We start from the raw sequence: 13,460 nt of genomic DNA, 5'->3' as shown, positions 1-13,460 counted from the left end.
GGGGTAATGCGAATAGAGCCACTTTGGTCATTCTGACTCTTGATTGTGATGATTTAGGGAAGACAAAAGTTTGGGTTGAAGCATCTCGGTTCTTTGGCCTGTAAGGGGAAAACCTTGTTCTTGCCAATGCTTGAGATCCGCCACAATCGCGTGGATATTGTAGCCATGTTTGGCCGCATACTCATCTCGTAAGCGTCGTGTTTCTTCAACTATATGATCATTCCACATCAGAATTAACTCCGAGCAGTTCCTCGGGAGTGCAAAGGATAGGGGACTCAAAGCCAAATTCTCGGCAAGCACGTTCAATAAGGTGACGTTTAACTGCGTTGGCAATGTGTTTACAATTCCAGGTAAGCAAAAAATTAAGTTGGTGGTAAGCCGCTATTGCAATATGTAATGCGTCCGCCACTGCGGTCTGGGGGAGGGCCGCTCTTTGAATAAGATATTCGGAAAGAGCTTCAGCTTCTTGGGTAATAGCAATAACGGGAATGTCCTGCAACCATTCTAAACGGGCCGATGCGGCCTCTGGGTTTCCGTTACTGGCTTCCCGAAGCACCAGGGCGGAAGTGTAGAGAGAAAAATTGATGCGCTCTGTGGCCCACCATTCGTAGCTGATCTGTTGATGCCCTGCGGCAACCACATCCCGGCTGGGACGGGCTGCGAGATAGCTAATCACACTTGTTTCGACGTAAACCGTACTTTTCATGGTTTAGACCAAAGTGTCTATTGATAGGCTTTCCCTATCCCCACCAAGGGCAGAACAAACAGATCAAATTCCGGCGATCGCCGTTGTAGGGCATCGATAATCAGGCCGGCGTTGAGGTCTTCTCCGTGGCCGTTACTAATGAAAAGGATCTTCACTGGGGTAATTAGAACCAAACCGCTTCAGTCATCTTTATCGTTGTCGTCATTGTCATTATCTTCCTCGTTATCATCATTGTGGTCATCATTGGCATGATTATCGTTATCCCCAGCCCTATCTTCTTGCTGTTCCATGTTCTGTTGATTTTGTCTACCTTCCTCTTCCCGATTACCACCGCCGCAACCACTGACCACTAACAAACAACCCACAACAAGCAAAGACAAAAGTAAGCCAGGTTTAAACATTGTCCTCAATTCCCTTAGATTGCAAAAAAATGACGGTGGTTACCCTTAGGTAACAACAGTTACAGTTTGCGATCTTAACGTTTTTCTTGGCGTTGGCGGATAATGTTTTCCACCTGGGAGCCCAAATCCAGCAGACGTAAATTTCCCCCATTGCCCTGCCACGTGGCAAACAAGCAGAGATAACGACCCATGGGGGCGATCGCCGTGATAGTTTCCCCTAGGGAAAAATTGCCAAATAGAAAACCCTCATAATCCAACAGAGCCACTTCCCCATGGCGATCGGCCAGCAAGTAACCCCAGGGAAAAGGCTGAACGAATTGGGGCTGGACATTTAAAGCAATGCGATTGACTTTTAGGGGTTGCAGACGAATCAAAATACCGGTTTGGGGGGCATCATCGGCCAAGCCAAACAAATGGTTACGGGAGTAGCGGTTAACCACCAATTGAGACACTAAAAAAGAAAGACGAAATGCCGGAAACACAGACCCCCGCCGATTAAATAGGAAAAAAACAGTCTGACGGTGACTCGCAGTTGATGGTGACTGCACTAACAGGCCATGGTTTTGATCTAGGGTGAGCAGTTGGCAAGGACATCGAGTTGGCAATGCCGGGGCCACCGCTAAGCAGAGGTCAGTCCGCCATACCTGAAAGTAACCTTTAGCACTGTTTTGATCGCCCACCACCACTGCCAGGGTTTTGCCCCCGGGGCTCAGGTTAGCCAACAGACGATCTGCTTGCAAATTGATGCAGGGCTTGGGTAGGCAAAGATTCCTAAGTAGGGTTTCTCGCCATTGGTAAAATTGCCATTCTCCCGTTTCACCCCCCTGGATTAACAGGCTAATTTGGTCTTGGTTTACCTCCAGGTTAGCCATGGTTCCCGGCAAACCCAAAGACCATCGGGGCAAGGGATGGTGCTCGAAATTGCCGTCGCCATATTGCCATAGGTACAGTTTGGTCCCATTGCCCAGATACAGCCAAAGTCCTGCCCTGGTTAGGTGGTTGACGGGAAATAGCAAAGGGGTACTGTGTTTCACCGTGGCCGTAAAAGTCAGCGAGGCCGGGGCAAGGTGATGGTAAAGATAGCCGTTAGCCTGGGGGAGACTCTGTTCCAATGCTTGTTTTTGGGCCGTTGCCAAAGCACTGGCCATGGCTGCGGCACTGGAAAATCGCCGTTGGGGCAATTTCTCCAAAGCTCGTTGGACGATGGAACCAAGCAAGGGGGGAAATTCCGGCGGTAAAGTTAGGCGGGTATTGAGATGGGCCGTCTGTAAAGCTTTAGGAAATCCTGAAAATGGGCGATCGCCGACAATGAGCTCGTACAGTAAAATGCCCACTGCATAAATGTCGGAAGCCACAGAAAATTTGCCGTAGAAGCGTTCCGGGGCCATATAGGCGGGGGAACCAGTATAACCTTTGCCGAAGTTAGGATTGCCCGTTTTTGCCGTCAGGCGAGCAATGCCAAAATCTGATACTTTCACCTGCCACCCCTCTCCCCGCGGAATTAACAGGATATTTTCTGGTTTGAGGTCACAGTGGACAATGTCGTGCTGATGGGCCTGGGCCAAACCCAGCAATATCTGTCGTACTAGGTCTATTTTTCCCGCCACACATAAATCTCCATCCCCATCGATAATGTCCCGTAGAGTGCCCCCCTCGCAGTAATCCATCACCAAATAGCGCCCCCCAGGATGGTATTCCAAGCCATGGCAAGCCACAATGTTGGGATGGCGTAGGGTCAGCAGATAGGACAGTTCCCGCAGAAATTTGTTGGTGGGAAATACCCGGTGCTCCAAATCCTTGAGGGCAAACATTCTACCCGTAAGCCGGTGGATAGCACAGTAAACCCGTCCGAACTGTCCCTGTCCAATTTGTCCAATAATTCTATATTGGGAGCGGGGAAACAGTGGCATAACCGCCACATTGGCAGTCTTCACCATAAAAAACACGCCTAGGACAGGGAGTGACTCTATCTTACCTTTGTCCCAGGCGATTATTGCTGTTGTTGTTGTCTTGGAGGCAATGGGGGAAGTCTTGGCCAACGGGCTGAAACCGCAGCTTTAACCAAACAAGTTGGCCGCCGTGGTGTTGCTTTCTTCCGTCAACAGGGGTTTAATTTCCCGGTCTGGATCGGCAATGTAAGCTTCATGGCCAACACCATCCGCTGGGGCCATTGCCGCGGTGGCTTCCATTTCTAGCTCCAGATCTTCCACTGGCCCTTCATAGTACTGCTTATGGAGAGCCCTGGCCACTTCATAGTTGTCCAAATCCCCTTGGTCAAAATAGAGCTTGTAGGCCTGACGTAAATCGTCCGTGGCTTGCTTGCGGTTATCTAGGCGGGCGTAGGCCATGCCCCGATGGTGAAAAGCACCGGCCAAATCGCCCCTAAGGCGGATAGCTTCCGTGCAATCCCGCACTGCTTCGGTCCAATCTTCCAAGCGGAAATGGCTCAAGCCCCGTTGGTAATAAGCCTCAGCATGGGGATAGGCGGCAATGCTTTGGGTGCAGGTTTCCATGGTGCGTAACTCCTGAACCACAGCAACTAGGTCTTGATGTTGGTGGTCTAGGATTTCATGGGTCTGTGCAGCGGTTGCCCGGAAAGCTTTGGTCAAATTTGCTTGGTTAGCGGCGATCGCCTGTTGCTGTTGACCGAGGGAAGTGTGAACATCCCCTTGGAATTTTTGTAGATATTCCTGCAGATGGGCTTGGTTTTGGTTCACCAACTGGACAATCTGGGCCGCTGTGGCCTGTTGATTGGCCAGCAAATGCTGTTCCAATTGCTTACGGTTAAATAAATGGAGTCCGACCCCGGCCGCCACTGGAATTACCCCGGCCGCTGGGTTAGCAGGCAAAACCACACTGGCGATCGCCCCACCGATTAACGCTACCACCGACAAACCATCCCAGAGCCCGGATTTGTAGCCCGTGGTTGGGGCCCCGTTTCCCTGGGAAGTTACCGTTTGTTCATTAACTTGATTTTCCATCATAATCCTGATTCCTTTGCCGACAATGGATAGAACACAGATTGCTAGAGCTCAGAAAAGCCCATCAACAGAGTTTGAACATGCTGGGCATCCTATGGAAGATCGGAGAACCCCGCTGGAGATTTAACCAAACAAAGCTTCCTCTTGGTGAGTAAGAATTTTGCAATTGGCAGTGGCATAGGCCGCACAGAGCAACACACAACCCGCCGCCAATTCCTCCGGCTTAAGGAAATCAGATCCCTTATCCGTATGCTCAATGGTTCCCTCCAGCAATTGACCTGCACAGGCCACACAGGACGCCGCCCGACAGGAATAGGGCAAATCCAATCCCTGATTTTCCGCCGCTTCGAGAATTAACTCATCCGCCTCCACCTGGATGGTGACATCACTGCCCGTGGCCGGATTGACCAGATTAACGGAATAAAGCGTATCCATGAATGATCCAAACAATTGATTCAAAATTAGCCCATTAGCTACTGAGAATGGTGTGGTCCAACTTCAGCGCTGGCAACACCATTGCCACCTCATCAGGTTCCAGAAATTCCTTAATGGTTTCCTGGATCACTTTATAACTAATCTTGGCGTACTCAGTATAGTTGTAGGCACGCACAATAGTTTGGTACCAAATCAATAAACCCTCCCGCAGGCGGTCTAAATCCCCAAATAAAATGGCCGTAATTGAACAACGGAACACATTGGTCATATCCCGCCGACAAATCTCCGTCACATCCCGATCGCCCATGTGGAAAGTATCCTGGGGCAGGTTCCGTTTTTCCGCTTCCCAGCGGTTAATAATTTGTTCTTCGTTGTCCCGGATTTTTTCATAGGCACTAATACGGATTTCCGCCGTATCTAACAAATCCTGCAAAAACTGCAATTCTTGATCCGTGGCGTAACGGCCATCGGTATCAATGGTCAAACGAGTTAGGGATTTAAACATCAATCACATACCTCATAAAAATAAAAATCAAACTGCCCCCATGGGCCGGTGCCTACTCATCCACATCCTTGGCAATTTGGATTTTGGCTGCCTGTAACTGATCTGCTAATTGACTAATCATCGAACGGGTAATTAATTTACCTTTTTCCACCAGGATGCCCCCATCCCGAGGATTTAAAATGTTTTCCTCCGCCCGACGGCCAATCAGTTCCTCGATGTCCTCGATTTCACTGACGTACATCCCAGCGGGCAACTCCACCACCACCCCTTCGTCCAACACCCGGGCCTGGCAGGCCAAGCGGGAGCGGCCATTATGGGTAGTAATCACCTCTAGGGTGCGCTGTTCCCGACGGTTGAGGGGGGAAAGACTTTCCATCCCAGCGGTGACGTAAACATGACAAGTGGCACACATCCCCCGACCACCACACTCCTTCATAATTCGCAAATCTTGACTAAGTAATCCTGAAAGCAGATTATCGTTAGTCTCAATGGCGACTTTTAAATTGATGGGGTCGAGTCTAATGGTTTTAGCCACACAATCCTCCTTAGTGCTGTAATACTGATATTAGCCCTGTTGGCGACAGAGCAATTCCATAATGGTGGCATGGTCATGGCCTTCTGTTAACCAAGCAGAAACTGGTTTAAGGCGCTCCTTCAGGCCGAGGATGAAAAGATTTTTTTCCGCCCCCAGGGACTCACAGACGGTTTGCTCACAGTGGAGCTTTTCACCGGTTAACTGTGAGAAAAAGGCGGCCAGCATGCCCGCCTCCAGGAAACCCATGGGGCTTTTACCCTGGGGAGCACAGGCCACAAAAGGGGAATTAATCACCTCGGCCACAATGAAGCCGTTTTGGTAGTATTTCAAGTCGATATCCACCAGGCCGTAACCGTGGGATTTCCAACATTGTTTAAAGGTCTGCAGGAATTCCACCATGGCCATGGCCTGGATTGGCTTGCCATAGTATTCCTGCAGTTCGTCGGCAAAGCGCTTATAGAAAGCACTGCCCCAGGTTTTGCCACAGGCGGTGAGGGCCACCCCAGCCCCAATGCCTAGTTCGGAATCTAGGGCGGAGAATAGACCTTTGATGAGGGTATCGGGCAGGGCAATTAGGCGGGCTCCACTGCGATTTTCCAACAGGCCAAACTCGTTATCCCCTTGGAGATAAACGTCCGGGGCAAAGTAGTTACCTTTGGGGGGTTGGGCATTAATCAGAGCATTTACGTCAATCATCGTTACTCTCCTAGGGTCATCATTTCTGCTTCTTCCTCTGGGGCGGGCGCAGGGGCCTGGCCGAGGATGGTTTGGTCTGCCTGGGCTAAAAAGGGTTCTAGGAGATGGTATTGGAGGGGCTCCAACAGGGACTGTAACTGTTCTTTTAGTAATTCCGATACCCTGGTTTCCATGGCCACCATTTCATGGGCCTGTACCACTCCCTCTAGCCACTCCAACAAACGGTATTGTAGGTATTCGGGATTACTCAGGAGCATGGCCATGGCTCCGTAGCGCAAAATGCTAATCCAATGCAGGAGAGCTTGGTGCAGTTGGGCCACCGGTGCATCGTTAAATTCCATTTCCAATTGGTCGGCGATCGCCTGGAAAAGAATAGTTTCCCTATCCCGCAGGAGGCGGTAGGTGTTTAACCGTTCTTGCATTAAGCCTAAATTTTTGCGGAAGGAAATAATTTCCAGAGGATGGAGATAATGGTCTTCCGCCCGATGAAAGAGCCGTTCAAAATCCTTTTGCATAATTTTATGGACCCCTAAAATAAATCGGAAAGATCTTCCAAACCAATGGCCGGTTCTAGCTTGGTCACCGGCGCTTTTTGTTCTAGTTGTTCTAGCTTGGCAGGGCGAGAACTGGCGATCGCCAATGGTTGAGGCAATGGCTGACCTTGCCACTGAATACCCCGACAAAAATCCGCCACCGAGGCTGTGAGGGAAAGGGGTCGGGGAGGGGCTTTGGGACGATGCAACGTTGGTAAGTTTTCCCCCCCAGGGCGGGATTGTTGCCCAGTCCAATTTCCCTGGGAAAAGAAATCCGCCACCGACAGACAAACCAAAGAGGGCAAGTTATCTAGGCTTTCCTCCGTCACCGAAGACTCCAACACCCAGGGGGAGCCCTGCCAGTTGTAACCCCGGAAAAAATCCCCCACTTTCATCTGGGCCCATTGGGCTGGATGGATCATTTGAGGTACTCTCCCTTAACCAGCTTGGTGGCAATGTCATTGGCATTGGCCCCTTCGTTTTGCCAGAAGGTGGCCGCATCAATGCGGTCCTGTTTGCCGATTAGAAACTTGCAATAGGTTTCCCCCATGGCGTAGCACTGAATTTCAATGCAGTTGAGGGACTTTTTCACCAGGCGACTGAAGAACCCTGCCAACAGGCCAGCGTAAATATGACAGACTGGTTTACCCACATCTCCCAAGGTGCGGGCCACGGCGGAGTCGAAAATGTCCACAAACAGAAAACCGTTTTTTTGCTCACTTAGGTCAATGGCCCAGTTCCCCCAGCCCTGGGCAGTGAAGGGCCACCACCAACCTTCCAGCACATAGTTAAGATTGAGCTCGCTCAAAGAACTGGTGTAACCAAATTCGGTCAGGAACCATTGATTAAAAAACTCAGCATCGTAATGACCCCACTCTTTCCCGATGTTGTACATGACCACACTGGAGGCGTTGCCCACTTCCTCTTGCAAACCGTCAATTAAGCCAACGATAAAATCTTCGCTGGTAAGAACGTTACGGCAATTATTCCAGTCCACAATGGAACCAGAATTCATTTGAAAACAAAAGAAGTCCTCCACTTGATAGTGGTGGTGTTTGTTGGGATGAACCTTTCTTAAACTATGTTCCAACAAGTTAGATCCTTTGACCTGGGCCGGAGTGTTTGATGTACTAATGGAAGTTAAAACCATGGACGACATCCCCTTGGGTATGGTAAAAAAATCAGTTTGGCTTGGCAGGCAACCCATCTATGGGTTAGAAAAGGATTCAGGATAAAACGGGTAAATGCGGTGAAAAACAAGAGCCTTGCCCTGGGTTCACGGTGTTGAGTAATTCTGAATAACCACTGACTATTTTCCTAAATGGGGAAAATTCAACCAACGGCTGACCCACTTTGTAGCCAGTACAAAGTTTAATCAGTGTTACTCTAAAAATCCCAACTAATTCTAATTTTTACATGGCTTTTGTAGGCAGGATAAATCTCCGTTACAAAACGTTGTCAAAGTAGAAAAGACAACTAAACATTTCTCCATTAATTATTGTTAAGTTTGTATTTCTTCTGTTGACAAAACTGCCCTTCAATTTTCCGTTGACTGGCAAAATTCCAGGGAATAGGTCTGGGCTGGTTGTTTCTCGGTGGCCAGATAATCCCTCAACCAGCCACAACCCTGCTCCACTAGTTGGCGGAGCCGCTCCTTCTCCGGAGTTACGGGCCAACTTTGCAGATCACCATTTTGGGCCACGGCCAGTAACCATTGGCCTTCCCGATTAAAGCCTAGCCCTAATAATGATCCCGATGTACTGGTAAATTCCCCCCGGAGGTTACCCTGTTGGTCCCAAAGTCTGACCATGCCATCACTGGCAGCGGTGGCGATCCATTGGCTGTCGGGACTGATGGCAATCTGATCGATGGGTAGAGGGTCACTTTTTAGGGTGTGTAACAATTCCCCCTCCACACTCCAAATTTTGGCGGTGCCTTCCCGACCAGCACTTAATAGGTATTTACCGTTGGGGCTGTATTGCAGTTGATTGAGGCGATCGCCGTGGGCCACAATGCTTTTAATTAGGGTGCCATCAAAATTCCAGAGGGTGAGATTACCCTGCTCATCTCCGGCGGCCAGTTGGGGTAAGGTCGGGTGGAGGCTAACACTGCGGATGGGTTCTTTTCGTTGCATGGGGTTGCCCAGGGCCAGGGCAATGGGGCCATGCAATTCAATGGCATTACTGGGGTTGCTATTGCTATCCCCTTGGGCGTGGTTCCCACTAGGATTTTCGTTGTTTGCCCCCTGCCAAAGTTGCACTTCTCCGCTACCGGTGGCTACGGCGATCGCCCATTGGGGAGATGTGGGGGGGGTGCGTAGGTCCACATCGTAAACACGGCCAATATCCGCCGTCCAGGCTTTGAGCAATTGGGGCTTGGCCTGGAGTTGCCACAGTTGCCATTGCCGACCCCGTTGCCCCAATAACCAGCGGCCATCAACACTGAACTGGAGGCGATTAACATTTTGGCTAGTATTTGGTAAAGTCCGGCGGCTTTGGTCTGCCGTATTGAATAACATTAAGGGTTCATTTTCCATTGCCAACGCAATAGTATTCGTATGGGCGTTTTCTGCTAAGCCCCCAAGTACACCAGGCAAATTGAGGCTAACCAAATCGGGCTTTGGGGTCATATCCCAGACCTTAACCAAGTTATTTTCCAAGCCGATCGCCAATAGGGCACCATTGGTGGCTAGGGCTAAACCAAAAATTGCCTCTGGGTAACCCTGGTACTTTTTCAGCATTTTGCCGCTGGTGGACCAGTGAATGATGCTGCCGTTACTACTGCTAGAAAATAACTCTTTACCATCAGGGCTGAAGACTACCCTGGTGACAAATTCATCATGGCCCAATAGGGTGGCTTTAATTTCCCCCTGGAGATTCCAAAGTCTCACAGTGCCATCGTCCGCCGCCACGGCCAGTAGGTTGCCATCGGGGTGCCAATTAACCCCAAAAAAGGCCACCTCCGGCAAGCCAAACTGACGGATGAGCTTACCCTGCAAATCCCAGAGGCGAATTTGCCCATCCCGGCAGACGCTGACCAGGGTTTGGCCATCGGGACTAAATTGGGCATCATCCACGGATTTCGTGTGCCCCTCCAACACAGCTAGGGTTTTACCCGATCGCCAATGCCAAATACGCACAGTGCGGTCCCGGGAGGTGGAAGCCAGGGTTTCTCCATCGGGGCTGAAACTGACGCTATAAACAGAATCTTGATGGCCCTTTAGGGTCTGCAAAACGTTGCCTTCCAGATCCCAAATTTTGACCGTTTGATCCTGACCGGCGGTGGCGATCACTTTACCGTTGGGGGAGAAATCCACCCGATAGATACTGTCATTATGGCCAGTCAGTTCCCGCAAAAATCGGCCCTGGGGAGTCCAAAGGCGCACTGTTGCATCCCGGGAAGCAGAAGCAATTAAATTGTTGTCGGGACTAATGGCCACACTGGTCACTCCGTCCCTATGGCCCGTGAGAATATTTTTTTCGGCAATTTGGCTAAGAATTTGTTGCAAACTTACCAATGGACTGGTGGCGGGATATTGACTGAGGGTTTCATTCGCTTTGACTAGGTGGTGGAGTTGTTGCCCTGCCTCCAAAGCTGTCACCAAACCCGGAATTTGATCAAAGGTGAATTGCCGTTGGGCGCTAGTGCCTAAGCGTTGTAGTTCTGTGCCCTGTTGACTCCGTTGTTGCTTGAGGGTGGCAAAGTAAGCCTGGCTTAAGGCGATCGCCGATCCCCCCAGGGACATCATCAGCACCACAATACCGAAGCTGATCATCCGTTTAGCCTTGACATTGGCCTGGGTCAAAATTTGGTTGGCGGCCAGGGAAGCTTCCTGTTCCTGATTTTGACTGGCGTTGAGGTAACGGTAATCCACCCCACTGAGGTTTTTACTGCTGGCCCAGGCCAAGGCTTCCCGCAGAGCTTCCCCCCGTAGTAATCGAGAAGAGTCTTGGTAATTGGAATTGATCCAAGCCTGGAGGTTAGTGCTGTAGGGTCGGAGTTTATTGAGCTCTTTACTAACCCATTGGGCATTAAAAATTGCTTGGTAAATGGGGTTATAGGGACGCAATTGCCCTTCCACTTTGACCACCAGCCCTGTTAGCCGCAACACCGTTTGTTCGACGCTATCGTCCGCCGGAATGGCACCCTTATGCAGAATTTCTTGGTACAGTCCCAACAGTTGCCCACTGCGGGCCTCGTCCTTCAAAAGGCGATCGCCGATGGTGCGAAAATGTACCGGTTCGTCATTGGATTCCCAGTGGTGAATGATTTTATCTCCGATCACCTGGGCAATGGCGGTGGGAATGGTGTCAGCTTGGCAATGCAACTCCCCCCCTTGCAGAGCTTGGGCCACTAGTTCGCAGACCTTCTGGGTTAAAAAGGGTTGTCCCCCTGTCCAGGCTAAAATTTCCCTGAGAATTGCCTGGGCACTCCCTTCATCCACCGCAAAACCAGCGCTGAGGGGCAGGGCTTCTGTTAGGGTAAACCCAGTCAGGGCAATGGCTTGGCCAATGTTAAAGGGAGTTTGGGTTTTATTATCAATTAAATCCGAGGGGGTCGCTACCCCAAAGAGGGCAAAGCTGAGGCGATTATATTCCCTATCATCCGCCCGTTGGTTGTAGCAAAAACGAATGTAAGAAAAAAAGTCATCCAGGGAAAAGGGCAGGCTCAGCACCTTATCAATTTCATCAATAAAAATGACAATCTGGCGATCGCCAATGGTTTGAAGAATGACCGATTCAACAAATTCTCGTAACTTTTGAATGGGACTGAGTTGTTCCCGCTCCCGCAACCAGGGTTTGAGGGCCACTTTGCCCGCCAAAGATAGACCAAGGTAAAGCTGGGTAATAATGCCGTTATACCATTTTTGTGGGTCAGCTTCAGTGCCCAAACTGGTGATGTCAATGGAAACACACACCACCCCATCTTGCTGTAGTTGATGCATGGTACGTACCCGCAGGCTAGATTTGCCCATCTGCCGGCAGTTGAACACATAGCAAAATTTCCCTCCTCGCAACTGGGCCAAAAGTTCCCGGTCTGCCTCCCGTTGGCTATAACTGGGATGGTTAGCGGCCAAACTTCCCCCCACCTGGTAGGGACTCGATTGCAATAAATTTAGGGACATGGAGGACATTGTTATTTAGTTATGTCTTTGACTATCCCGCCAAAGGGCAAGTAACGGTTTGCAATAGTGCATCGACTCTTTGAGGGGAGCTATGGTTTCCGCCTCTGACTTTCATTATACGCAGATAGCAAACCACCTTAAAACTAAGACAAAAGTGCATTTATAAGGCTGTTATTACCATCTGAATTTGGGAATAAAATAGACAAAAAACTTAGCCGTCGTAAATCCTAATTGAGTTGACTTAATAAGCAAGATTAGACCGAAAAAAAATTGGAAAAGATTTATTAATTAAAAACTTTGATCACGCTTAAGCAGGTTGAATCAGATTTTATTTTAACCCAGCATTCATATCAGTATGGCGGAAAATCAGTTCAGCTTTTAATGACAACCACAGCATCAACACCAAAGGTAAGCATAATGAAGATAAACCCAATTTAGCCGTCAAAACTCCACCGAAAATAGCACCGACACTAAATCCTAGCAATGCACTGCCAAATTTTATTAGTCTTGTGCGGCAAGCATCAAGATCCTGGCAGGATGCCCTTGGGCGAAGGGTGTCTTGTAGTCCACTAATTAATGCTAGATCCATGGTGAATTGGGTCAAATTATTGGTCATGGCGGTGGTAGGGGCAATATGTCCGAGGGATTCCCGCATTAACGCATTTTGCATTCCCATGGAAAATACTCCTAGGGAGCCAGTCAAAAATAACGGCAAATTATTGGCTGATTTATGGTGGGCTGGAGCCAAAATAATTGCAGTTATGGTAAATAACAGTAAAACTAAAGTTTCCATACTAATCAAATGGCTGAGCTTTAGTTGATGGCGGCGAGCCAGGACAGTGGTAAGGATAACGGCAAACATAAAAACGGGAATGACTGCAAGTCTAACCCACAGGGCTTGTCCCCCCACGCCAATTATTTCCGTTGCCGCTATGACCAGATTGCCAGTAATGTGAGAGGTGAATAAACCATTCAACCCTAGAAAGCTAGCTGCATCGACAAAGCCGGCTACCCAACTGAATAAAACACCGACAATAAACTGCTCATTTAATAATAGTTTCATCGTCTATGGTTACATGGCAAAGTTATGTTAGAGCGTGTCTCAAAAATCTGACAATTGTGGTTAATTACCCCCTCCTCTGCTTTTCTGACAATGCTAGTTAGTCTCCCCCTAGCGCTCCTGATTAAGGAGGATAAACTTGGAAGAGTTCCTCATTTTAGCAAGGATTCTTTACTGACAAGGCAATTTTTTAAGTCCATTCTTAGCTTGACCATGCGCGTAAAGTAACACTGAATAAATTCTAATTTACGGCGTTAGAAGTTGGAAAACTAAATTGTAAAATCACATCATTGTAATCCTGATCACCGCCCCCAACTATATCTTCAAAACCAAAAAGGTTACTACCAAGACGGGACATTTGATTAATACCACCGGGATTAGCCTCATTAAAAGAGAAAAGAGCAACGGGGCCAAGATTGGGATCATTACCGGGATTTTGGTTCAGCACCTCTGCAATGGTGGCGTTGGGAATAATCACCATGC

The 13,460-nt window shown here is 49.1% G+C and carries 15 protein-coding genes; all 15 read right to left on the bottom strand.

Annotated features, from left to right (window positions below):
* Positions 1 to 217: 217 nt before the first annotated feature.
* Positions 218 to 706, bottom strand: coding sequence for a type II toxin-antitoxin system VapC family toxin (locus tag H6G45_RS11930; protein ID WP_190598649.1), 489 nt, complete (start codon positions 704 to 706; stop codon positions 218 to 220).
* A gap of 17 nt (positions 707 to 723) precedes the next feature.
* Positions 724 to 861 carry a hypothetical protein gene (locus H6G45_RS11925; RefSeq protein WP_190598782.1) on the bottom strand — a complete coding sequence of 46 codons (138 nt, stop codon included), beginning with the start codon at positions 859 to 861 and terminating at the stop codon, positions 724 to 726.
* 24 nt (positions 862 to 885) lie between these two features.
* Positions 886 to 1,107, bottom strand: coding sequence for a hypothetical protein (locus H6G45_RS11920; RefSeq protein ID WP_190598648.1), 222 nt, complete (start codon positions 1,105 to 1,107; stop codon positions 886 to 888).
* A gap of 74 nt (positions 1,108 to 1,181) precedes the next feature.
* On the bottom strand, positions 1,182 to 3,044 hold the full coding sequence (locus tag H6G45_RS11915) for a serine/threonine-protein kinase (protein WP_199309733.1): 1,863 nt from the start codon (positions 3,042 to 3,044) through the stop codon (positions 1,182 to 1,184).
* A 120-nt stretch (positions 3,045 to 3,164) separates the two neighbouring features.
* Positions 3,165 to 4,091, bottom strand: coding sequence for a tetratricopeptide repeat protein (locus H6G45_RS11910; protein ID WP_190598647.1), 927 nt, complete (start codon positions 4,089 to 4,091; stop codon positions 3,165 to 3,167).
* Positions 4,092 to 4,211: 120 nt separating this feature from the next.
* Positions 4,212 to 4,523 carry a 2Fe-2S iron-sulfur cluster-binding protein gene (locus tag H6G45_RS11905; protein ID WP_190598646.1) on the bottom strand — a complete coding sequence of 104 codons (312 nt, stop codon included), beginning with the start codon at positions 4,521 to 4,523 and terminating at the stop codon, positions 4,212 to 4,214.
* Positions 4,524 to 4,557: 34 nt separating this feature from the next.
* Positions 4,558 to 5,028, bottom strand: a complete 471-nt coding sequence (locus H6G45_RS11900) for an allophycocyanin (RefSeq protein ID WP_190598645.1) — start codon at positions 5,026 to 5,028, stop codon at positions 4,558 to 4,560.
* Between the two features lie 52 nt (positions 5,029 to 5,080).
* Positions 5,081 to 5,563: a 2Fe-2S iron-sulfur cluster-binding protein gene (locus H6G45_RS11895; protein ID WP_190598644.1), complete on the bottom strand. Its 483-nt coding sequence runs from the start codon at positions 5,561 to 5,563 to the stop codon at positions 5,081 to 5,083.
* A gap of 30 nt (positions 5,564 to 5,593) precedes the next feature.
* A complete protein-coding gene (locus tag H6G45_RS11890) occupies positions 5,594 to 6,259 on the bottom strand; it encodes a V4R domain-containing protein (protein WP_190598643.1) in 666 nt (221 codons plus the stop codon).
* 2 nt (positions 6,260 to 6,261) lie between these two features.
* Positions 6,262 to 6,774, bottom strand: a complete 513-nt coding sequence (locus H6G45_RS11885; RefSeq protein ID WP_190598642.1) for a phycobilisome protein — start codon at positions 6,772 to 6,774, stop codon at positions 6,262 to 6,264.
* A gap of 14 nt (positions 6,775 to 6,788) precedes the next feature.
* Positions 6,789 to 7,214, bottom strand: coding sequence for a hypothetical protein (locus H6G45_RS11880; protein ID WP_190598641.1), 426 nt, complete (start codon positions 7,212 to 7,214; stop codon positions 6,789 to 6,791).
* Positions 7,211 to 7,999 carry a V4R domain-containing protein gene (locus H6G45_RS11875; protein WP_190598640.1) on the bottom strand — a complete coding sequence of 263 codons (789 nt, stop codon included), beginning with the start codon at positions 7,997 to 7,999 and terminating at the stop codon, positions 7,211 to 7,213. Before H6G45_RS11875 ends, H6G45_RS11880 begins: the two co-directional genes overlap by 4 nt.
* Positions 8,000 to 8,329: 330 nt before the next feature.
* Positions 8,330 to 11,926 (bottom strand): AAA-like domain-containing protein, encoded by a 3,597-nt coding sequence (locus H6G45_RS11870; RefSeq protein ID WP_190598639.1) that lies wholly within the window; start codon positions 11,924 to 11,926, stop codon positions 8,330 to 8,332.
* A 319-nt stretch (positions 11,927 to 12,245) separates the two neighbouring features.
* On the bottom strand, positions 12,246 to 12,980 hold the full coding sequence (locus H6G45_RS11865; protein WP_190598638.1) for a YoaK family protein: 735 nt from the start codon (positions 12,978 to 12,980) through the stop codon (positions 12,246 to 12,248).
* A gap of 238 nt (positions 12,981 to 13,218) precedes the next feature.
* Positions 13,219 to 13,460 (bottom strand): DUF4114 domain-containing protein (locus H6G45_RS11860; protein WP_190598637.1); only part of this gene is annotated, 242 nt, incomplete at its 5' end.

Origin of the sequence: Synechocystis sp. FACHB-383 (assembly GCF_014698605.1) — a bacterium.
Lineage (GTDB): Bacteria > Cyanobacteriota > Cyanobacteriia > Cyanobacteriales > Microcystaceae > Synechocystis > Synechocystis salina.
The sequence above is the reverse complement of the archived record's forward strand: the minus strand, read 5'-3'. Positions and strand labels throughout refer to the sequence as shown.